General features: G+C 62.2%; 20 protein-coding genes. 5 read left to right on the forward strand and 15 right to left on the reverse strand.

The genetic code is table 11. The annotated features are described in order from the left end of the window. The 3 genes from hutG (at window position 1) to OKW20_RS27610 (ending at window position 3401) form a co-directional block, all read left to right on the forward strand. Entirely contained in the window at window positions 1-819 is an 819-nt protein-coding gene (gene hutG, locus OKW20_RS27600; protein WP_429177346.1) for an N-formylglutamate deformylase, read from the forward strand. A gap of 2 nt (window positions 820-821) precedes the next feature. Continuing rightward, window positions 822-2495, forward strand: coding sequence for a urocanate hydratase (hutU, locus tag OKW20_RS27605; protein ID WP_429177623.1), 1674 nt, complete (start codon window positions 822-824; stop codon window positions 2493-2495). A 267-nt stretch (window positions 2496-2762) separates the two neighbouring features. After that, window positions 2763-3401 (forward strand): hypothetical protein, encoded by a 639-nt coding sequence (locus tag OKW20_RS27610; RefSeq protein ID WP_429177348.1) that lies wholly within the window; start codon window positions 2763-2765, stop codon window positions 3399-3401. A gap of 1 nt (window position 3402) precedes the next feature. Here the strand turns inward: OKW20_RS27610 and OKW20_RS27615 are convergent, their stop codons facing one another. The 6 genes from OKW20_RS27615 to OKW20_RS27640 form a co-directional block, all read right to left on the reverse strand. Next, a complete protein-coding gene (locus tag OKW20_RS27615; protein ID WP_043613453.1) occupies window positions 3403-4623 on the reverse strand; it encodes an MFS transporter in 1221 nt (406 codons plus the stop codon). Between the two features lie 181 nt (window positions 4624-4804). Further along, window positions 4805-6247: a M81 family metallopeptidase gene (locus OKW20_RS27620; protein ID WP_429177350.1), complete on the reverse strand. Its 1443-nt coding sequence runs from the start codon at window positions 6245-6247 to the stop codon at window positions 4805-4807. 11 nt (window positions 6248-6258) lie between these two features. Further along, on the reverse strand, window positions 6259-8178 hold the full coding sequence (locus tag OKW20_RS27625; protein ID WP_429177352.1) for a beta-N-acetylhexosaminidase: 1920 nt from the start codon (window positions 8176-8178) through the stop codon (window positions 6259-6261). Window positions 8179-8201: 23 nt separating this feature from the next. Continuing rightward, entirely contained in the window at window positions 8202-8978 is a 777-nt protein-coding gene (locus tag OKW20_RS27630) for an SDR family oxidoreductase (protein WP_043613458.1), read from the reverse strand. Window positions 8979-8999: 21 nt separating this feature from the next. Beyond that, complete coding sequence (locus OKW20_RS27635) at window positions 9000-9863, reverse strand: MurR/RpiR family transcriptional regulator (protein ID WP_043613460.1); 864 nt, start codon at window positions 9861-9863, stop codon at window positions 9000-9002. Window positions 9864-9934: 71 nt separating this feature from the next. Continuing rightward, window positions 9935-10324, reverse strand: coding sequence for a RidA family protein (locus tag OKW20_RS27640; RefSeq protein WP_043613462.1), 390 nt, complete (start codon window positions 10322-10324; stop codon window positions 9935-9937). 114 nt (window positions 10325-10438) lie between these two features. Between OKW20_RS27640 and OKW20_RS27645 the strand changes: the two genes are divergently transcribed. Together OKW20_RS27645 and OKW20_RS27650 are read left to right on the forward strand one after the other, a co-directional pair. Further along, entirely contained in the window at window positions 10439-10936 is a 498-nt protein-coding gene (locus OKW20_RS27645; RefSeq protein ID WP_429177354.1) for a hypothetical protein, read from the forward strand. Window positions 10937-11058: 122 nt separating this feature from the next. Continuing rightward, window positions 11059-12534 carry a M81 family metallopeptidase gene (locus OKW20_RS27650; protein WP_429177356.1) on the forward strand — a complete coding sequence of 492 codons (1476 nt, stop codon included), beginning with the start codon at window positions 11059-11061 and terminating at the stop codon, window positions 12532-12534. Window positions 12535-12570: 36 nt separating this feature from the next. Here the strand turns inward: OKW20_RS27650 and OKW20_RS27655 are convergent, their stop codons facing one another. The 9 genes from OKW20_RS27655 to OKW20_RS27695 all read right to left on the reverse strand — a co-directional run bounded on the left by OKW20_RS27655 (window position 12571) and on the right by OKW20_RS27695 (window position 20231). Further along, the gene (locus OKW20_RS27655) at window positions 12571-12927 is read right to left on the reverse strand and encodes a DUF1801 domain-containing protein (RefSeq protein ID WP_429177358.1); all 357 of its coding nucleotides are present in this window, start codon (window positions 12925-12927) and stop codon (window positions 12571-12573) included. Next, complete coding sequence (locus OKW20_RS27660; RefSeq protein WP_429177360.1) at window positions 12924-13328, reverse strand: VOC family protein; 405 nt, start codon at window positions 13326-13328, stop codon at window positions 12924-12926. Before OKW20_RS27660 ends, OKW20_RS27655 begins: the two co-directional genes overlap by 4 nt. A gap of 55 nt (window positions 13329-13383) precedes the next feature. Then, window positions 13384-13779, reverse strand: coding sequence for a VOC family protein (locus tag OKW20_RS27665; protein ID WP_429116647.1), 396 nt, complete (start codon window positions 13777-13779; stop codon window positions 13384-13386). A gap of 113 nt (window positions 13780-13892) precedes the next feature. Further along, window positions 13893-14669, reverse strand: a complete 777-nt coding sequence (locus tag OKW20_RS27670) for a helix-turn-helix domain-containing protein (protein WP_429177362.1) — start codon at window positions 14667-14669, stop codon at window positions 13893-13895. A 155-nt stretch (window positions 14670-14824) separates the two neighbouring features. Then, the gene (locus OKW20_RS27675) at window positions 14825-15958 is read right to left on the reverse strand and encodes an ABC transporter ATP-binding protein (protein WP_402322104.1); all 1134 of its coding nucleotides are present in this window, start codon (window positions 15956-15958) and stop codon (window positions 14825-14827) included. A 95-nt stretch (window positions 15959-16053) separates the two neighbouring features. Beyond that, entirely contained in the window at window positions 16054-17283 is a 1230-nt protein-coding gene (locus OKW20_RS27680) for an ABC transporter substrate-binding protein (protein ID WP_429116641.1), read from the reverse strand. Between the two features lie 38 nt (window positions 17284-17321). Beyond that, window positions 17322-18179 (reverse strand): carbohydrate ABC transporter permease, encoded by an 858-nt coding sequence (locus tag OKW20_RS27685; protein ID WP_429177365.1) that lies wholly within the window; start codon window positions 18177-18179, stop codon window positions 17322-17324. After that, window positions 18176-19060, reverse strand: a complete 885-nt coding sequence (locus OKW20_RS27690) for a carbohydrate ABC transporter permease (protein ID WP_043613481.1) — start codon at window positions 19058-19060, stop codon at window positions 18176-18178. Before OKW20_RS27690 ends, OKW20_RS27685 begins: the two co-directional genes overlap by 4 nt. A 13-nt stretch (window positions 19061-19073) precedes the next feature. After that, on the reverse strand, window positions 19074-20231 hold the full coding sequence (locus OKW20_RS27695; RefSeq protein WP_429177367.1) for a Gfo/Idh/MocA family protein: 1158 nt from the start codon (window positions 20229-20231) through the stop codon (window positions 19074-19076). Window positions 20232-20431: the final 200 nt, after the last annotated feature.

Consider the following 20431-nt stretch of genomic DNA (forward strand, 5'->3'; position numbering starts at 1 on the left):
ATGGCTGTCGTCGAAGTCAGAAAAGGCAACTCGCCGGTCATCCTCGGCTTTCCGCATACCGGCACCGACGTGCCGGCGGCGGTCTGGGATCGGCTGAACGACAACGGCCGTATCCTCGCCGATACCGATTGGCATATCCACCGGCTCTATGATGGTCTTCTGCCGGAAGTGACCGTTGTTCGCGCCACCTTCCACCGCTACGTGATCGACGCCAACCGGGATCCCGAAGGCGTCAGCCTCTACCCCGGCCAGAACACGACCGGCCTGATCCCGGAAACGGATTTCGACGGCAAGCCGATCTGGAAGGACGGAGAAGCGCCGACCGAAGCCGATATCGCCGAACGTCTCCAGGCGTTCCATGCGCCCTATCACGCGGCCCTTGCCGCCGAGATCGAGCGGGTGAAAGCGATCCATGGTGTGGTCGTGCTTTATGATTGCCACTCGATCCGCTCGCACATCCCGTTCCTGTTCGAAGGCAAGTTGCCGGATCTCAACATCGGCACCGACATGGGCAAGACCTGCGCGCCCGAAATCGAGAAGGCGACAGCTGAAATCACTGCCAGTGCCGAAGGTTACAGCAGCATTCTCAACGGCCGCTTCAAGGGCGGCTGGACCACCCGCCACTATGGCCGCCCGGAAACCGGCGTGCATGCCATTCAGATGGAGCTCGCGCAATCGACCCATCTCGCCGCCGAAGAGCCGCCTTTCGCGCTCGACGCCACACGATCCGCCCTTTTGCGAAAGCCGCTGGGTGCGATCCTCAACCGCATCGAAACAACAGCATTTGACCTCAAGACACTGACAGGGAGCGAGGCATGACCATCAACAATCCGCGCCACAACATTCGCGACGTGCGCGCCCCTCAGGGCACCACGCTCAATGCCAAGAGCTGGCTGACCGAAGCGCCGCTGCGCATGCTGATGAACAATCTGGACCCGAACGTGGCGGAAAACCCGCACGAGCTGGTCGTCTATGGCGGTATCGGTCGCGCGGCGCGCACCTGGGCCGACTTCGACAAGATCGTCGAGACGCTGAAGGACCTCAACGACGACGAGACCTTGATGGTCCAGTCCGGCAAGCCGGTCGGCGTGTTCCGCACCCACAAGGATGCGCCTCGCGTTCTCATCGCCAACTCCAACCTCGTACCGCACTGGGCGAACTGGGACCATTTCAACGAGTTGGATAAGAAGGGTCTCGCCATGTACGGCCAGATGACCGCCGGCTCGTGGATCTACATCGGCACGCAGGGCATCGTGCAGGGCACCTACGAAACCTTCGTGGAAGCCGGCCGTCAGCACTACGGCGGCAATCTCAAGGGCAGGTGGGTGCTGACCGGCGGTCTCGGCGGCATGGGCGGCGCCCAGCCGCTCGCCGCCGTCATGGCCGGCGCATCGTGCCTCGCCGTGGAATGCAATCCGGACTCGATCGATTTCCGCCTGCGCACCCGCTACCTCGACGAAAAAGCCGAGACGCTGGACGAGGCGATGGAAATCATTGCCCGCTGGACGAAGAACGGCGAAGCGAAATCCGTCGGTCTGCTCGGCAACACTGCCGAGATCCTGCCGGAAATGGTCCGCCGCGGCATCCGCCCGGACATGGTCACAGACCAGACCTCGGCGCACGACCCGGTCAACGGCTACCTGCCGAAGGGCTGGACAATGGCCGAATGGAAGGCCAAGCGCGAAAGCGACCCGAAGGCTGTCGAAAAGGCCGCCCGCGCCTCGATGCGCGAGCATGTGGAAGCGATGATCGCCTTCCAGGACATGGGCATCCCGACCTTCGATTATGGCAACAACATCCGCCAGGTCGCCAAGGAAGAAGGTCTCGAAAACGCTTTCGCCTTCCCGGGCTTCGTTCCGGCCTATATCCGTCCGCTCTTTTGCCGCGGCGTCGGCCCGTTCCGTTGGGCGGCCCTGTCCGGCGATCCGGAAGATATCTACAAGACTGATGCCAAGGTCAAGGAACTGCTGCCCGACAACAAGCACCTGCACAACTGGCTGGACATGGCGCGCGAACGCATCTCCTTCCAGGGCCTGCCGGCGCGTATCTGCTGGGTCGGCCTCGGCGATCGCCACCGCCTCGGCCTCGCCTTCAACGAAATGGTCAGGAACGGCGAGCTGAAGGCGCCTGTTGTCATCGGCCGCGACCACCTCGACTCCGGCTCGGTCGCCTCGCCGAACCGCGAAACCGAAGCGATGAAGGACGGCTCGGACGCCGTCTCCGACTGGCCGCTTCTGAACGCTCTGCTCAACACCGCATCGGGCGCCACCTGGGTCTCGCTGCATCATGGCGGCGGCGTCGGCATGGGCTTCTCGCAACATTCGGGCGTCGTCATCTGCGCCGACGGTACCGATGATGCGGCCAAGCGCCTGGAGCGCGTGCTCTGGAACGACCCGGCAACCGGCGTCATGCGCCATGCCGACGCGGGCTACGACATCGCGCTCGATTGCGCCAAGGAAAAAGGCCTGCGCCTGCCGGGCATTCTCGGCAACTGATCCGCGCCCGACCGACATACTCAAGGACCTACAGATAGGGGCGCCGAAAGGCGCCCCTATCACTTTTTGATGAGACTGGCGTCAGGAGTGCGTCTTCCTGACTCCGGCGCCTTGCAGCCGTTGATAGCAATGCTAGAAAAATCGAGATGCCATCGCATTGCCCGCGACGCGTTGCAGGACGTCTCCGTTCGCTCACGTGCGCACTGGCTTTGATGAGAAGGCTTGATGCGTTACGGCACGAATAGGAGAAGAACCATTAGACATCTGATGTTTGCCACCGGGCTTCTTGCGGGCGTCTTTGTTGCCTCGTCCGCGCTCGCCCAGACCGTGAGTTTCTTCGGCCCTGTTCGCAACGGAGAACGGCATTTTACCGCCTTCCCGGAGTTTATCGGCGTCGGCATGAGCCAAGGGGAGACCAAGAAGAGGGACGTGGTCTTCTCGACAATTCAAATGATCGCCATGGCCGCCGGACTTGAGACCAAGGCTCAACCGGGCCTTGGAAGAAACACCATCGGCGTGATCTTCAGAAAGGACGTCGTCAAGAATGGGCGGGTCGACGTCAGCAAGATTGAAGACTTCGGTTTCGACGCCTACTACGAGCGCCTACTGAACGATACTGCGGCAACTGGCGTACCGAACTGCGCTTCCGCCGTGAACTATTCCGCGGAAGGACGGTTTGACCGAGCCGTCATCGTTGCAAACAGCGATGTCCCCGACCAGGAATTGGCGACCTGTGTGGCGCAGGCCCAGGCGCACGCTCTGGGGATAGCCACCTTTACCTCCAGCAAAGCCGACTTTTCGCGCTTCTTCGCAAGGATCATGATCCTCGCCGATCAGAAGAAGAGGTGTCTCCAGGACAACCAGACAAAGTTCACCTGCACTTTTGTCGACGAGCCCTGGGACTGACTCACGAACGCCGGACTGTTTTCTTCCCTGATTTGTCGCCGTCGAGCGCGAGCAGCAGCACCAGCCCGGCAAGGCCCCCGGCACCGCCAAGCAGGGCGGTGCCCGAGTAATCGCTGATCCGCGTGCCGAGTGCAAAAAGCCCAGCACAAAGACCGCCGCTCAGGAAAAGGTTCACGGCGAGCAGCGAGCTCCCCAATCCCGGTCGGTCGGCAATCAGGTCCTGGAGGTAGCTGATCGGGATCGTGATCAACGCGGCGGCGCCAAAGGCGCTGATCAGCGTGAGCGCGTAGATTTGCCAGGTCGCAGTCGAGAAGCCGAGCAGCACCATGTAGCCGATATAGATCGCGGTCCCGAGCGCCAGCGCCTTGAATGGCACGAGGCTCAGTTGGATGCGCGCCCAGACGAAGATGAACACGACTTCGAGGAAGGCGACGATGCCGACGATGATGCCGATATCGGTGACGCTGCCGCCGATCTCGTCGGTCATGATCAGGGGCAGCACGGCGGCATTGACGTGCAGCGACGAGGTGATGATCGCAACCGCGATGACGCGCAGGAAAATCCGCGGCGCCAGGATCTCCCGAAAAGACGTCCAGTACGAAAGCCGCTTGCCGAGCGATGCGTCGGCCCCGCTTTCGTTGGGCAGTTTGAAATAGACGATCAGCAGATTGGCGAGGCAACCGAGACAGGCGAGCAGATAGGCCGGCAACATGCTGTCGCCGCCGGCGAGCGCAAAGCCGACCAGTCCGGGCACCAGAACCCAGGACACGGATATGGCCGCGCGGGCGCCCGTCGTCAGAGACGCAGCGTCATGGCCGCTCATCCGCCGGGCGATGCTGCGCACATTGGCAAAGAGCAGCGTGTAGACCGCGCCGTAGATCGGCAGCAGCAAGAGGACGCTGACGACGAAGCTCATCTGGTGCGGGAGCACATAGACGATGCCGTAGCCGACAACACCGAAAAAGATCGCCGTCGACATCAGCAGTCGGTAGTTGCCGACACGATCGGCCAGAATGCCGATCGAAACGCTGACGATGACGTTCACTGTCGAGGCAAGCAGGATCAGCAGCGAATAGACAGCGTCGCTGAGCCCCAGCTCGTTGATACCGACGACGGACTGATAGGGCGAGGTGGCCGCACCGGCAAACCCGAACAGGAAGATTGCCAGCATGCTGATCCGCATGGCCGGGTTGCGCATGGCGCTGAGAATGGTGGAGGTCATTCTAGAATGTATCCGCGAAGCGGGTGGAGGATATCGCACAATCGCTTAAATTGTGATCGATTTAAGGACAGTGTTATGCGGAAGGCCAAGTCGTTTCAGCGCTCCTTGCGCGTCGAACGACGCGCGGCGCTTTGAGGAAAGCCCTACCCGAAAATCGGGGAGGGAAAATGCGAAACATGTCTCAGCCGCCGCTCGACCAACGCGCCGAAAAGCGGGCGACAGGTTCGAAGGCAAAGTCCTGGTCAAACGGATAAGCCGGTCGCTGACGGCGCAGGCTCGCGAGCCCCTCTATGTCCTGATTGACGACCCCGTCAGTCAGGGCCATCAGGTTGGGGTTGGCGATCGGCGCCAATTCAGGCGAAAGATAGCCCGACTTGACGACGAGCAACCGCACCGCCTTGGGGTCGAGGCCCAGCCGCCGGAAATCCTCGATGTTGTGGTAGGGCCTGCGGCGTGCCGCGATGACCACATCGATCGCGCCGACACGCACCACCGCCTGCCGCTCTTTCGCAGGCCCGGGATCGTCCAGCGTGACGACCTCAGCCAGCATTTCTGCGCGTGGGCTTGCCGGATCGAGGCTGCCGCCGATCTTGAGCATCAACGTTTCGCCGGTACCGGCGGCAAAGCAGGCTTCGACCGCCGGCAGGTCCGTGATACCGGCAATCAAGGCGCCCCGCCAGCCACGGGCGAGCAGCGCCTTCAGCACATCGGCGCGGTCGCCGACGCCGCCGCCGGTCGGGTTGTCGCCGGAATCCGCAAGAATGATCGGCGTCGTCGTTGCCCGCTCGGCGATATCGAGCATTTCGTTCAGCGGCCCCGTCACAGGACCGAAGCGGAAGTTTCGACGTTCGGACCAGTAGCCGGCGGCAATCTCCTCCGCTGCCCGTTTGGCCGCCGCCCTATCGGTAGCAGTTACCACCGCACAGGCGGTCGCCCGCGGCTCGTCGGCCCAGACATAACCGACCATCAGGTTGGCATCGAGAACGCCCGGCCGCTTATCCATTTCGGGCAGTTGCGCGTAAAGCGACTTTGCCGGCTCGTCCTCCGTCGATGTGCATTCGCCGGGAAGCAGGACCGGAACCGGTGCCCAGGCGATGCCGGGACGCGTGCCGTCTCTCAGCGCCGAGACGAGCATCGACCAGGCACGGGTCATGGTCTCCGGCGTGTCGATATGCGGCGCGGTTCGATAGGCGGCAAAGATGTCGAGCTGGTCGATGATCTCTTGGCTGACATTGCCATGCAGGTCGTAGCTGGCCGCAATCGGGCAATCGGGGCCGACGACAGCGCGGGCGGCCGAGATCCAGCCCCCCTCAGCATCGTCCACCCCATCGACCTTGATGGCGCCGTGCATGGCGAGATAGAGGCCGTCGATCGGCAGGGCTTCACGCAGCTTGTCGAGGAACTCCGCCTTGAAGGCGTCGTAGGTCGGACGCGACACCGGACCGCCGGGCACGGCGCGCGCATGCAGCAGCGGCAGATGCTCGACGCCTTCTGCCTTCATAAACCCGAAGTATTCGGCGTCCAGCAGCGCCTGTCCGCGCAGCACGCGAAAATCTTCCTCCGTCATCAGGACAGGCGAATAGGTGCTGCATTCGGTATGGATCCCACCAACGGCGATGCGCATGGGCGTTCCCCTCAGAGGTTCGGGCTGAGCGGCGCGATGGCCGCAAAGCGAAGCCAGTCCTTCGCCGACTTCGGTGTCCATGCCGCTTCAGCGATAGCAGGAAGCCGCGGGAAGACGAGACGGTTGAAGTAGCCGCGCGAAAGATAATGCTCGGACCAGATGCAGGCCTGCACCCCTCTGAGGCGGGCCTTCAATTCGTCCGGGAACTCGCCCTCGGCCTCGTAGCCATAGGTGTGCGCAGGTGTCGCCGTACCGGCCCAGCTTGCGCCCGGCTCCTGCCAGGCATCGGCCTGCGCCATGTCGAGGTAATAGGCCTGACCGGGGGTCATCACCACATCATAGCCTTCGCGCGCGAGCTCGATCCCGACCTCCGGCCGCTCCCAGGCCATCAGCAGCGTATCTTCGGTCGAGACACCGCCGCCATGCGCCACCTCGTTCCAGCCGGCGAGCTTGCGGCCACGCGCCGTCAGCATCTGCTTGACCCGTTTCAGGAAGTAGGATTGCAGCGCGAAGGTGCCGGAGATGCCCTCCTGCTCCATCAGCTTCTTGGCCAGCGGCGAAGCGAGCCAAGAACCGTTCGCCACTTCGTCGCCGCCGATATGGATGTAGGCGCTCGGGAAAAGCTCGACCATTTCGTCGAGGACTTTCTCCAGAAACACGTAGGTAAAGGCAACGGCCGGGTTGAGCGCATTGTTGGGATAGCCCTGAACCGAGTGGTAGCTCTCCGGTGCCTCCTGGCCGTCGGTCAGATCCGGCAGCGCCACCAGGGTCGCCGTGCTGTGGCCGGGGATGTCGATCTCCGGCACGACATCGACATGCAGCGCCGTCGCCTGCGCGACGATCGCCTTGACGTCCTCCTGGCTGTAGAAGCCCCCGACGGGCTCAGCACCGTTGCCGAGCTGCGGCAACAGCGGCTCATCCGGCCCGCGCAACACGCCAAGCGTGGTCAGTTGCGGATATGCCTTGATCTCCAGGCGCCAGGCCTCGTCGTCGGTCAGGTGCCAATGGAAAACGTTGAGCTTGAACCAAGCGAGAATGTCGATCAGCCGCGCCACATCCGCCGTCGGATAGAACTGGCGGGAGACGTCGAGGTGGCAACCGCGCCAGCTGTAACGCGGCGCATCCGAAATTGTGCCGCTCGCCGGAAAGCGGAACTTTTGCGGATGGTTGCGTGCCCCATCCAGAAGCTGGACCAGGCTGGTCAAACCATATTGCCGGCCGGCGCTGCCGCCAAAGCTGAGGCGAATTTCGGTCTCGGAAAAGTCGAGCCGATAGGCCTCAGCCTTAAGACCAGCGTCGGCGGCAAAGACAATCGCCCGCCCCTGCTTCGAGGCCGCCAGGCTGAAGGGGGCGTGCCCCGCAGCAAACAGGCGATGATACATCGCCAGAACCGTATCGATGGCTGCGACATCCTCGCCCGACGCGCCGACCGCCGGATAGAGAACGACGGGGAAGCCGTCTCCAGCACGAAGCTCGAGCTTCGCCGGCCAGGGCTGCAACGCATAGGGCTGATCGAGCTTGCCTTCCGGCAGCCGCACTGGCGGCGGCTCACTGACAGCATTTTCAAGCAGCAGGTCGGAGACGGCAACCGGCACGTGCCGGCCATCGGCGAGCGTCAGATAGGCGGACTTCGCACCATCGGTGCAGTGGCGCGCATTGCGGTGCAGGCCGCTGACAGTGAAGGTCCAGCTCTCGCCGTTTTCGATCGTCAGCCCCGTTGGCGGCGCGAATTCGTGAAAGTTGGCGTTGCGGCGCAGGAATACGGCATTGTCGCAGGCCTTGGGATCAATCACCCGGGTGAGCGAGGTATAGACGATCCTGAAACCGGAAAGCGGCGCTCCGGAGAAATTGAACAGCGTGAAGGTAAACCGCCCGAACGGCCCGCCATCCGGCTGCCAGGACGCCTCGAGACGGTAGGAAACCGGGTGCATGCTCATCCTCCAGAATGCTTATGTCAGTAGTGGCTTGATTGCGAGAACGTGCGGGCCAGCTCCGCCTGTCCTGCGGTCAGGCCGCAATCGACAGGCAGGCAGACGCCCGAAATGGCGGCCGCCAGCGGGCCTGCGAGAAAATGCACGGCATTGGCGACGTCATCGGGATTGACGATGCGCTGCAGCGGATACCAGCGGCGCGCCTCTTCGAATACGTCCGGGTTCGATGCCGCCCTCGCCTCCCAGGCCTGGGTGCGCACCGTACCGGGCGCCACCGCATTCGAGCGGATGCCGAACTTGCCGTACTCGACCGCGATCAGTCGGGTCAGGTGTAGGAGGCCGGCCTTGGCGGCGCTATAGGCCGGGTGGCCGAAGACGTTCATGCCGTTGACCGAGGCGATGTTGACGACCGACCCGTGGGTCTCTTTCAGCATGTCCTCGACGGCGCGAAAGGTGAGGAAGGCTGCCTCGAGGTTCAGCGCATTGTCCATGCGCCAGATCTCCGGCGTCGTGTCGTGCAGGCTGACGGCACGGGCGGCACCCGCATTGTTGACGAGGGTGCGGACGGCGCCCTTCTCCGCGGCCTTCGCTGCCATCGCAGCAACGCTTGTCGCGTTGGTCACGTCACAGGCGACAGCGACGAAGCGCCTATCGTCGCCAAGCGCCCGTGCTGCCTTTTCGGCGGCCTCCGCATCGATGTCGACGAGCAGGACCACGTCATGGTCGTCGGAAAGCTTGCGGGCGATGGCACGGCCGATATCGCCGGCGGCACCGGTGACGATCGCGAGAGATTGCGTCATGCGTTGACCTTTCGCGGCACGTCAGTCTCCGAGCAACTGGCGGTCGTCACCGTCGCGGTGCGTCACCAGCTGCTGTTTGATGCGCCGAAGTGTGGCTGTTGCCTGCGGCTGAACCCGGTAGGCGACGAGGCTGGAGAGGATGTCAAGCAGCGCCAGATAGGCGATGCGGGTGGAGGTGGGACGGTAGATGTTGTTGCCCTCGGGCAGGTCGACCGGAACGGTGATGCTGGCAGCGTTGGCCACCGGGCTGCCGCTCTGCGTCAGTGCGATAGTCGGCACTTTCAGTTCGCGCGCGAGCGTGAAGGCGCGCACCAGTTCGGCGTTGCGGCCGGAAAATGAGGAGCCGATCAGCACGTCCGTCGGCCGGGCCGCCGCCGTCATCATCAGTTGCATGCTGTGATCAGAGCTGGACGTGATGCGCAGCCCGAAACGAAAGAGCCGGTTTTGAAGTTCGCCGGCGATCATCGACGAATTGCCACCGGAACCAAAGGCATAGATCATTTCCGCTGAGGCAATCCGCTCGACCGCCTGTTCGATCGCGGCCAGATCGAGCGAGCGATGCAGCAAGAACAACGCGTTCTGCGACTTGGTGATAATGTCCTGGGCGACGTCGCCGGTCTCGCGGCTCTTCGGCTCGGGCTTCAGGTAGCGCATGCCGATATAGGCGGTGCGCGCAAGCTGCACCTTGAAGTCGGAGAAACTGTCACAGCCCAGCCGGCGACAGAAGCGGGTGACCGTCGGCGGCGAAACGTCCGCCTTGCCTGCGAGCTCGATGATGGAGGCGTTTACCGCGAACTCGAAGTCGTTCAGGAGAATATCGGCAATGCGGTTTTCCGATTGGGAGAGCCGCCCTTTTTCTTCCTGCAGTGTCGCGAAGATGTCCATCGCCCGCTTACGCCTTGCTCGGATCACGAATGAGAGCGGGCTGCGGACCGAAAACCGCTCCCGCTCCAGAATCAGCCTTCCTTCGGCTTATAGGCCACGCAGTCGATCTCGACCTTGCAATCGACCATCATCGACGACTGGACGCAGGCACGTGCCGGCGGATGCGCGCCGAAGTACTCCTGGTAGATCTTGTTGAATGTCCAGAAGTCCCGGGGATCGTCGAGCCATACGCCGCAACGAACCACGTGCTCCGGGCCGTAGCCGGCTTCCGCCAGAATGGCCATCACATTGGCGATCGTCTTGTGGGTCTGGGGGATGATCCCGCCCTCGATGATTTCGCCGTTTTCCATGGCGACCTGACCGGAGACATAGAGCCAGCCGTCCGCCTCGACAGCGCGCGCAAAGGGCAAAGGTTTGCCGCCAGCGCCGACCTGTTCCGCACCATAGCGCTTGATCGTCATCTTGAGCCTTCTTGCAAATTATTTTCTTTGATCGTTGACAAGTGACCATAGAAAGCTGAATTTGGCTAGCGAAAAACACCATTCATGAAAAGAATTTCAATCCAGGGCGCGAATATGCGGGATCCTTTTCTCAATCCATTCCCCTCTTCCGATGCTGCACGCCACTCGATCTGGGAGATGCTGGTCTCCCGCGACATCACTGCCTTTCTGGCAGCCGACTGGTCGATGGTTGCAGACGATTTCGTCGGAGAGAGTTTCATCGGCATCGACGGACGCCGCGAAACCAATCCGGACAATTGGCGACTGACGTTCCCGTCGCTCGCCGCCTATCGCGAAGAGTGGCTGCGCCAGGCGCAGGATTTTGCGACACAGAGCTTCGCCGAGGATCCGCGCACTGCGATCTTCACCACGACGACGCTCGAGGACATCGAGATCAACGGCGAGCAGGCGCTGGCGCGCAAGAAGTTCGACGGCAGCCTGAAGAAGACGGACGGCAGCGTCGACATCCTGAAATGGCAGACAGTCTATTACTGCCGTCTGCATGAGGGACGCTGGAAGATCGCCGGCTTTACCGGCTACCTGCCAAACCCGATGGGCGCGATTTCCGCATAATTTCCTGGATCGTCACCCGTCCGGGAAAAATCATGCGCCAGACTTAGAGCTTGCAGCGGCTTTCGCTCATCCGGCCGGATGAGCGGCGCTGCGGGCGTGACGCGATAGAAAAGGCAACGGCATTGCGGATCTTCACAGCGGCGCTTGCGACCGAGACCAACACCTTCTCTCCGATCTGCATCGACCGCAGGGCCTTTGAAGCCTCGCTATACGCTCCGCCGGGAGAACACCCGGAGACGCCGACGCTTTGCACGGCGCCGATCACCGTCGGCCGGCGCGTCTGCGCTGAGAAGGGCTGGGACCTGATCGAGGGAACCGCGACCTGGGCGGACCCGGCTGGCCTCGTCAACCGTGAAACCTACGAAGGCCTGCGCGACGAAATCCTTGGCCAGTTGCGCGCTGCCATGCCCGTCGACGCCGTGGTGCTCGGCCTGCACGGCGCGATGGTCGCCGATGGTTACGAAGATCCCGAAGGCGACCTGCTGGCGCGCGTGCGCGCAATCGTCGGCCCCGATATCCTCGTCTGCGCCGAACTCGACCCCCATAGCCACCTGACCGCCAAGCGCGCCGCCGCCTCGAACTTCTTCGTCTACTTCAAGGAGTTTCCGCACACCGACTTCGTCGACCGGGCCGAGGATCTCTGGAAGATCGCCGTCGACACGCTCGAAGGCCGTGTGACACCCGTCATGTCGATCTTCGACTGTCGGATGATCGACGTCTACCCGACCTCGCGCGATCCGATGCGCTCCTTCGTCGACAAGCTGATGCGCATCGAGAAGGAAGACGCCGACGTGCTTTCGCTTTCCGTGATCCACGGCTTCATGGCCGGCGACGTCCCGGAAATGGGGACGAAGCTGCTTGCCGTCACCAACGGCAGGCCGGAGAAGGGCGCGAACCTCGCGCGGGAACTGGGTCTCGAACTCTTCTCCCACCGCGGCACCTTCATAATGCCGCAGATCGACGAGAAGCAGGCGGTCGACGAGGCGCTCGCGGCAACCAGAGGCCCCGTTGTCATCGCCGATGTCTGGGACAATCCGGGCGGAGGTACGGCCGGCGACGCGACGGTGCTGCTTGAAGAGTTGCTCGCCCGCGGCGCAACCGACGTTGCGGTCGGCACGATCTGGGATCCGATGGCGGTGCAGATCTGCATGGCGGCGGGCGAAGGCGCCGAAATCCCCTTGCGCTTCGGCGCCAAGTCGGCGCCGGGAACCGGCAATCCGGTCGATGGCACGATCAAGGTGGTAAAGCTGGTGCGGAATGCCGAGATGCGCTTCGGCGAGAGCTTCGCTCCCTTCGGAGATGCGGCTCACATCCGTTTCAAGGGTATCGACATCATCCTCAATTCGACCCGGGCGCAAAGCTTCGATCCGAGCCTGTTTTCGGTGATGGGCATCGACCCGACGGAAAAGAAGATCCTGGTCATCAAGTCGACCAACCACTTCTACGCCTCGTTCTCCAAGATCGCGGCGGAGATCCTCTATTGCTCGGCCGGCACGCCCTACCCGAACAATCCGGCCAGGACCGACTACAAGCGCGCACCGAAGAATAACTGGCCGAAGGTCGAGAACCCGCACGCAACCGACAAGGGCGCGGCCTGACGATTTGTGGCAGCGTCGCAGGGCGCGATCGCTCCTTCAGCGATCGACGGCCTGGCGGGCCATCTCGATGTACTGTGCGACGTGTTTCTCATCTATATCCGCCGGGCACAGGAGCTTGATGTGGCGGCGAAGCTTGCCCGAGCCTTCCAGGACGGCATGTGGATCGGGCAAGGCGCCGCCCCGGCTAAATTCCAGCGTCACGTGCTCTGCGTAGGAAAAGACGCCGCAGAAGCTCTCACCGGACGAAAACAGGATGCCGCCATATTTCACCTCCTCGGTGACCGCAGGGCCCGAGGCGAGCGCGAATTCCCGCAGTCGGGTGATGATCGCGACCTGATCGCCGCGATGAAGCTCGATCTCCCGCAGAAGGGCCCGGATCCGATCATCCGTCATACGGCACCCGAGGCGATGACAAACGGCTTGTACTCCGGCGCCGGTTCGCGGTTGGAGTAGATGTAGAGCAGCACTCCGTTCGGGTCCTTCACCGCAAAGCCACGATCTCCCCAAGGGTGATCCTCGATCGGCAGTGCCGCGGCAAGGCCTGCCGCCGTGATCCGGCGATACTCGCCATCGACATCTTCGACACAGAGATTATAGGTGAGGCCTTCGGTGTTGCACACGGGCTGCCCCTGTTGCGGTTCCATGAATTGCAGCGACAGGCCTTGGCCCAGTTCCAGGCTGATGTACCAGCCGCAGTCGAAGGTCAGCCGCGCAGAGAAGTATGTCTGGTAAAAGTCCCGCGACGCGGCAATCCGGTTGGTCGTAATACAGGGCGAGGCTGTGGTCGGGCGCACAGGCGGGTTCCTCCTGAGTTATGGCGTTCGTGGGTTGCGCGGTCGTGCCGGGCCGCTAAGCGGGCATCGCGGAGCAGAGCTCGACAAGGCAGCCATTGAGATCGCGGACATAGCCGACCACCTGCCCCCACGGCTTTTCTTCCGGCGGCTTCACCGGCGATGCTCCGGCAGAGACTGCCATCTCATAGGCCTCTTGCGGCGCCGAGCAGACAAGCGCGATTTCGAAACCGGCAGCGAGGTCACCCTTCCGGTTCGCGCGAACGGCAAAACCATTCAGCTCCGCCATGGTCTCGCTGGCAAAGGCCAGAGCCGTCTCACCGGTCTGCATCTCCGCATAGAGGTTGCTTTCATGCACGAACCCGCGCTTCAGACCGAACGCCGCCTCATAGAACGAGACCGTTGCCGGCACGTCGGGAACATAGAGGATCGTATATCCGAAACGGACAGTCATGCTTTCGTCTCCAAGGGTTGCCCGCCGCCGAGATCGGCCACGCCCGAAGCACCGCGAACAGTTACGTGCCATCATCGTTCATTGCGGGGCTCCGTTCTTGAACAATTCGGACATCAGTCCGAGATCGTCACCAGCGTGACGTCGGGCAAGCGCGCCGGCGAGAACCCGCCCAACCGCCGGAAGACCCGGGTCATGTGGGATTGGTCGGCAAAGCCGGCTTCGAACGCGGTATCGGCGGGGCTGAGGCGGTGATCGCGCAAAAGACGCAGGGCCCGATGAAACTGGATGATCGCCGCAAACGCCTTCGGCGTAAGACCCGTCGCGTGAAGGAGGATGCGTCTGGCGGTGCGCTCGGAGACACCGTGCATCGCGGCGAGCTCGGCGATGCGCAACCGACCACCGGAGGCGTGCAGCGCGCTTATGATGTTGCGGCTGAGCGGTGTCACCTCAAAGTCACTCTCGGCATCGCGCTTGCGGACGAACTGCACCAACCGACCGGCAAGTTCCTGCTGGTCTAATGCCGGTGCGCAGAGGGCGGCGAGGTCGGGCCATTGGCCCAGAGCGGCCGCGCCGATCAGCGCGTCACCGTGCAACCGGATCGGCTCTAGCCCGAGAATTCTCTGAAAATGGCCGGGCCTCAGCCGTACGCCGACGAAGGCGGCACCCGGTTCCAGCGGGACGTCGTAATAGCCCGTCGTTGGACCGGTCACGATCGGCATCAGATCGCGGATTGACGAAGCCTTGAGCGCGAACCTGAGGATGATGTCGCATCGCCCATCCGGCAGGACCCGGTAGCTGCCCTCGTTGCGGCTGACAGACGCCCAGACGGCTTCGATCCCGGCATTGGCGTCAACGAGATGAGGAAGCTCCGTATAACGGCCAAGCGTCATGATTCCCTATCCGAGTGCGCTTGATCGCCTTTGAACAGGAGGAATGGCGCCAGCGGCGGGCGATTTTTACAGACAGAACTGCCGGATATCCAGCCACACCACCAAGCACTGGCCGCGCCCTGATCGGACGCGACCGTGATCCTGGCCTCCTGGTTTCAGGCTGCCGCGGGGTTGAGCACGCCCATATCGATGTCGGTCAACTCGACGCGACGTTCGAGCGCTATGCCGGCCTCGTCGAAGAGGTGGCAATCGGGAGTACGGATACCGGCCTGCACAGTTTGTTCCGGCTGGATCGCCGCCGTTCCCGGCAACATGGCGCAGAAGTTCTCACCTTCTCCGCCGATCGCGGCATAGGCAACCGTGTGGGCACCGAGACGTTCGATGACCGTCGGCGTTACCTTGAGCGTCAGGTCCCCGGCGCCGAGCACGATATGTTCCGGACGAACCCCGAGTGTCAGCGTCCGACCGGCGAGGCCTGCTTGCGGCACGACCGGAACGACCACCGACTGCCCCTTGTAATCGACCTCGACACCCGCGTCGCTGACGCCCTTGCAGGTGACCGGCAGGAAGTTCATCTTCGGGTTGCCGATGAAGCCGGCAACGAAGGTGTTGGCCGGCTTGTGATAGAGCTCGAGCGGCGCGCCGGTCTGGGCGATCTGGCCGGCATTGAGAACGACGATCCGGTCCGCCATCGTCATCGCCTCGACCTGGTCGTGCGTAACGTAGATCATCGTTGCCCGCAGTTGCCGGTGCAGTTTCGCCAGTTCGATGCGCATGTCGGCGCGAAGCGCCGCGTCGAGATTGGAGAGCGGCTCGTCGAAGAGGAAGATCTTCGGCTCGCGCACGATCGCCCGCCCGATCGCGACACGCTGACGCTGACCGCCGGACAGCATGCCCGGCTTTTGCTGCAGCCGCTGGTCGAGGTGCAGGATGCGCGCCGCATGCTCCACCTTTGCCTTCAGCTTCTCCTCAGCCATCTTTTCCACGCGAAGCGGAAAGGCGATGTTCTCGAAGACGCTCATGTGCGGATAAAGCGCGTAGGACTGGAAGACCATGGCGATGCCGCGCTTGACCGGCGGCAGGTCGTTGACGCGTTTGCCCTCGATCAGGATGTCCCCCGAGCTGGTCTCGTCGAGACCAGCGATCATCCTGAGCAAGGTCGACTTGCCGCAACCGGAGGGTCCGACGAAAACGACGAACTCACCGTTCCTGACTTCGAGATCGATGCCTTTCAGCACCTCGAATGTCCCGTAGAATTTCTGAACCCGATTGAGATTGAGCTGTCCCAAGAAACTGTCTCCGGCCACCGGCGAGAAGCGGCTCATTTATAGCAGAGTTAGGTGGGGCCGCGAACCGATCTTGTCGGCGCGCGGCCCCGGTGGCCTTACTTGTACTCTTCGAGGTCGGCAGCCGCCTTCTTCAAGGCGTCGGCCGGCTCGGCCTTGCCGGTCACGACCGACTGGACCATCTCGATGATGACGTTCTGGAAGCCCTTGTAATCGGTAAAGAGCGGCTCGGGACCACCAAAGGCGATACCGTCGATGAACGGCTTCCAGTAGGGATCCTTCTTGACGAATTCATCGACCATCGGCGACGGCCGCAGCGGCGTCAGGCCAGCAGCGCCCTGAAGCTCATACTCGCCCTGCGGGCCGGGTGAGGTGATGAACTTGGCGAACTCGATCGCCTTCTCTTCGACGCCGGAGCCCTTGAAGACCGCCAGGCTGTCGGTGATGAGCAGTGTGCCCTCGCCCTTGGCCGAGGGGCCGAGCGGCAGCGGCGCGACGCCCCAATTGACCTTGGTGTCCTTCAGGCGCACGGCGGCACCGGAACCCGACTGCAGCATGCCGACCTTGCCGTCGAGGAAGATGGCCCGCATCTCGTTCTGTTCGTAGGCGGTTGCACCTTCGACGGAATAAGGCGTGATGTCCTTGTAGGCCTGGAGCGCCGCCAGAACTTCCGGGCTGTCGATGACGATCTTGTCGCCGTCGATGACCTTGCCGTTGTTGGTATAAACCCAGTGCATGAACTGGTGCATGGTGTTGTCGAAGGTCTTGGCCGGAAGACCATAGCCGGCGACGCCGGTCTTTTCCTTGATCTGCTTGGCGAACGCGATCTCTTCGGCCCAGGTCTTCGGCGGCGTTTCCGGATCAAGACCGGCCTGCTTGAACAGATCCTTGTTCCAATAGAGCGCCTTGGTCGAAAACGCTATCGGAACGCCCCACTGGTTATCGTCGAAGGTCACGGTGTCGACGATGTTGGGATAGTAGCTCTTCTTCTCCTCGTCCGTCATCGGAACGGGGACGATAAGGTCGTTCTGGGCGAACTCCTTCAGCGTGCGCGAACCGACATACGCCATCGCGACCGGCGTGCCGGCGGCAGCAAGCGTCGTTGCCTTGTCCTGGCACTGGGCCCAGCCGACGACTTCCGGGGTCACCTTCCAGCCCGGGTTCTTCTCTTCCCACTGCTTGATGTACTTCTCGTGCACCGCATCCATGGTGTCACCGCAGTAGATCCAGCTGATCTCCTGGTCGGCCGCCTTGGCGGTCACGGCGCCGAGCGCGGTCGAGCCGAGCAGGGCAAGGGCGAGCACCCCCGTCTTGAATTGAATAGACACGTTTTTATGCTCCCGTTCTCTGGTGGTTGACTTAAGTCTTATTGTTTCACCGCGCCCGCGGTGAGCCCGCTGACGAGATAGCGTTGCAAGAGGAAGATCACGACGACGGCCGGCGCGATGCCGACGAAGCTCGCGGCCATCAGCTCGTTCCAGACCACTTCCTGGCGTCCGAAATAGGCAAAGAGACCGACAGGCAGCGGCATGAATTCGCTCTTGGAATTGAAGGTCAGCGCGTAGATGAACTGCTGGGCATAGGCGCCGATGAAGGTGGTGATCGCCACCACAGTGATACCGGGCATGGCGATCGGCAGGATCACCCGGCGCAGCGTATAGAAGTGGCTGGCGCCATCGACGAAGGCGGCCTCGTCCAGTTCGCGCGGGATGCGCATCATGTAGGTGCGCAAGAGCCAGATCGCAGACGGGATCAGGAAGGCGACACCCGGCACGATCATCGCCAGATAGGTATTGAGCACGCCGAAGGTGCGCATCAGCCGGAACAGCGGAATGAGCAGCACCGCGCCCGAGAACATGTTGACGGCGAGGAATGCGCCAAGCAACACGCCGGCGCCGCGGAAATTGAAGCGGGCAAAAGCGTAGGCTGCGGGAATGACGAGCACCAGCACGATGGCCGTGACGATGGTGGAAATGAAGAAGGAATTGAAGATGTAGCGGGCAAAGCCCGGTACGCTCTCCCACATCGTGTAGTAGGCGGTAAACGACCCGTTTTCCGGCCAGAAGCGATAGGGCGACGAGAACAGGAGACCCAGCGGCTTCAGCGACACCAGGAACCCTTCCACGAAGGGCGCCAGGATGAAGGTGAGGAAGACGAAGATGCCGGCATAGATGCCAAGGAGCTCGTACCAGCGGTAGCGATTGATCAGGGCAGGCTGGCTCATTTCTGTTCCCCCTGAGAAAGCCGGCTGGTAACCCGGAAATAGGCAAAGCAGAAGATCGACAGGAAGATGCAGATCAGCACCGCACGCGCCGCCCCTTCGCCGTATTTTTTCGACCCGATCGCGGTGCGATAGGTGTCAATGATCATCGTGGTCGTCTCACCATTGGGACCGCCCTGGGTGAGGATCCAGATGATGTCGAAGGAGTTGAAGGTCGCAATCAGCGACAACATCGACATGGTGATCAGCGACGGCACGAGCAGCGGCAGCGTGATGCGGCGGAAGCGATAGAAGCGCCCTGCCCCGTCGGTCCAGGCGGCCTCGTAGAGATCCTGCGGGATCGCCTGCATGGCCGCCAGCATATAGAGCGTCACCAGCGGCACGCCGATCCACACGTCGGTGACGATCGTCGCCCAGAAGGCGGTTTCGCCCCGCGCCAGGAAAGCGATCGGCCCATTGGTGAGGCCGAGGTTCTGCAGCACGCCGGAGATCATGCCGAACTGGCCGTTGTACATCCAGCCCCACATGAAGATGCCGATGGCCATCGGCACGATCCATGGCGGCATGGTGAGCAGGCGGAAAAGCGCCCGACCGGGCACGGCCGCGTTCAGCATCGTCGCGCCGAAAACGCCGATGATCATCTTGATCGACACCGAGAAGAACGTCCAGATGAAGGTCCGGAAGATGACCTCGGCGAAGGTCTCGTTGAATATCTTGTCGTAGTTGGTCCAGCCGACCCAATTGGTCGTCTTCTTCAGCGACGCGTCCGTAAACGACAGGATGAAGGTGTCGACCAGCGGATAGGCGACGATCACCGTGACGTAAAGAACAGCAGGAAGAAGCAGGATCCAGGCGAAGATGACTGTGCTGCGTTGAACACTCATCCGTCGCCTCCCCTTACGCCGCGCGGGAATGCAGGGCTTCGTCGAAGCGGTCCCATATGGGCCGGAGGTCTATGACGCTCTTCTTGCGCCGAGCCTCGTCCATGGAGAGAGCCAGGATGCCGGCTTCCAGCGCATCGCGCGTCGAAACCGGCAGCGGCCGGCCGTCGCGGACGTGGCCGATGATATCGGTCGCCATCTGCTCGTCGGCACCGTAGTGCTGCGACAGTTCGGTGGCCTTGTATTTGTTCTCGATGACCTTCTTGCCGGTCAGCATCTCGTGCACGTCGAAGTAGCCGCGAATGAAATCGCCCTCGGCCATGCCGCGCGAACCCATGATGCAGAAGCGGCGGAACTGGTCCGGCACGTTGAGATTGGTGTGGAAATTCATGCCGACGCCATTGGCGTATTCGACGATCGCAACCTGGTAATCGATGATGTCGCCGTCGCTGTCGAAGACCTTGTCAGACCCCATCCAGCCGCTCGGCTTGCGGTGGAAGAGCTCTAGGTCGTTGATGCCTTCGCGGGCCGGGTCGTTGGCGGGGATGAAGCTCTTGCGGCCACCGAAGCTCGCGACACGTTCCGGGCGAGCACCGACGACGCCATTGTAGAGGTCGAGGTCGTGGCAGCATTTTTCCAGCATGAAGCTGCCGGAATAGCGCTCGTAGCGTCGCCAGTCGCGCATGAAGAAGGCGCCATGATAGGGTTCGATGTGCTCGGAAGCTTCGATCGAGACCACCTGTCCAAGCTTGCCTTCGGCAAGCGCCTGGCGAAGGTCGCGGTACATCGGCGCGTAGCGCAACACGAGACCGACCATCAGCCGCTCATGGCCGAACTTCGCCATCAGCGCTGCGAGTTCCAGGCTTTCCTGGACCGTGGTGACGATCGGCTTTTCGCTGAAGACCTTCAGGCCGGCTTCAAGGCCGATCCGGATGTGGTCGAGGTGCATGTGGTTGGGCGAGCCGATCATCAGGAGATCGAGCTTCTCGTTGGCGATCAGCTCTTGCGGTGTGGCATAGGCCTTGCCGGGAGAGATGCCTTTTTCGGTGAGCGTGGCCAGGCCGGCCGGGTTCGGATCGACGTATCCGGCGATTTCGAAGCTCTCGTCCATGGCCTTGAAGACATAGCCGAGATAACCCAAACGGAATCCGAGTCCGATGATGCCAACTTTCATGCTCGTCCTGTTCCCCTGCCTTTTGGCGTAATTTATTTTCGCAGACTGGGACAGTTTTTTCAGGCCGTCAACTCAAATCCGCATATTTCGTAAAATTGTGAAATTCATTTTCATATCTCAGGCAAATGCTGACAAAGCAGGCATTTCATGGACAACTAAAGAGGGTGCACACAGCGCAACTCTACGGCAGGAGGAAAGCG

The organism is Ensifer sp. LBL (assembly GCF_050435225.1).
Classification (GTDB): Bacteria; Pseudomonadota; Alphaproteobacteria; order Rhizobiales; family Rhizobiaceae; genus Ensifer.

Bases quoted from the DNA above. Each gene is read 5' to 3' on its own strand.
- hutG (WP_429177346.1), top strand. From the start codon at position 1: ATGGCTGTCGTCGAAGTCAGAAAAGGCAACTCGCCGGTCATCCTCGGC.
- OKW20_RS27610 (WP_429177348.1), top strand. From the start codon at position 2,763: ATGTTTGCCACCGGGCTTCTTGCGGGCGTCTTTGTTGCCTCGTCCGCG.
- OKW20_RS27615 (WP_043613453.1), bottom strand. From the start codon at position 4,623: ATGACCTCCACCATTCTCAGCGCCATGCGCAACCCGGCCATGCGGATC.
- OKW20_RS27620 (WP_429177350.1), bottom strand. From the start codon at position 6,247: ATGCGCATCGCCGTTGGTGGGATCCATACCGAATGCAGCACCTATTCG.
- OKW20_RS27625 (WP_429177352.1), bottom strand. From the start codon at position 8,178: ATGCACCCGGTTTCCTACCGTCTCGAGGCGTCCTGGCAGCCGGATGGC.
- OKW20_RS27630 (WP_043613458.1), bottom strand. From the start codon at position 8,978: ATGACGCAATCTCTCGCGATCGTCACCGGTGCCGCCGGCGATATCGGC.
- OKW20_RS27635 (WP_043613460.1), bottom strand. From the start codon at position 9,863: ATGGACATCTTCGCGACACTGCAGGAAGAAAAAGGGCGGCTCTCCCAA.
- OKW20_RS27640 (WP_043613462.1), bottom strand. From the start codon at position 10,324: ATGACGATCAAGCGCTATGGTGCGGAACAGGTCGGCGCTGGCGGCAAA.
- OKW20_RS27645 (WP_429177354.1), top strand. From the start codon at position 10,439: ATGCGGGATCCTTTTCTCAATCCATTCCCCTCTTCCGATGCTGCACGC.
- OKW20_RS27655 (WP_429177358.1), bottom strand. From the start codon at position 12,927: ATGACGGATGATCGGATCCGGGCCCTTCTGCGGGAGATCGAGCTTCAT.
- OKW20_RS27665 (WP_429116647.1), bottom strand. From the start codon at position 13,779: ATGACTGTCCGTTTCGGATATACGATCCTCTATGTTCCCGACGTGCCG.
- OKW20_RS27670 (WP_429177362.1), bottom strand. From the start codon at position 14,669: ATGACGCTTGGCCGTTATACGGAGCTTCCTCATCTCGTTGACGCCAAT.
- OKW20_RS27685 (WP_429177365.1), bottom strand. From the start codon at position 18,179: ATGAGCCAGCCTGCCCTGATCAATCGCTACCGCTGGTACGAGCTCCTT.
- OKW20_RS27690 (WP_043613481.1), bottom strand. From the start codon at position 19,060: ATGAGTGTTCAACGCAGCACAGTCATCTTCGCCTGGATCCTGCTTCTT.
- OKW20_RS27695 (WP_429177367.1), bottom strand. From the start codon at position 20,231: ATGAAAGTTGGCATCATCGGACTCGGATTCCGTTTGGGTTATCTCGGC.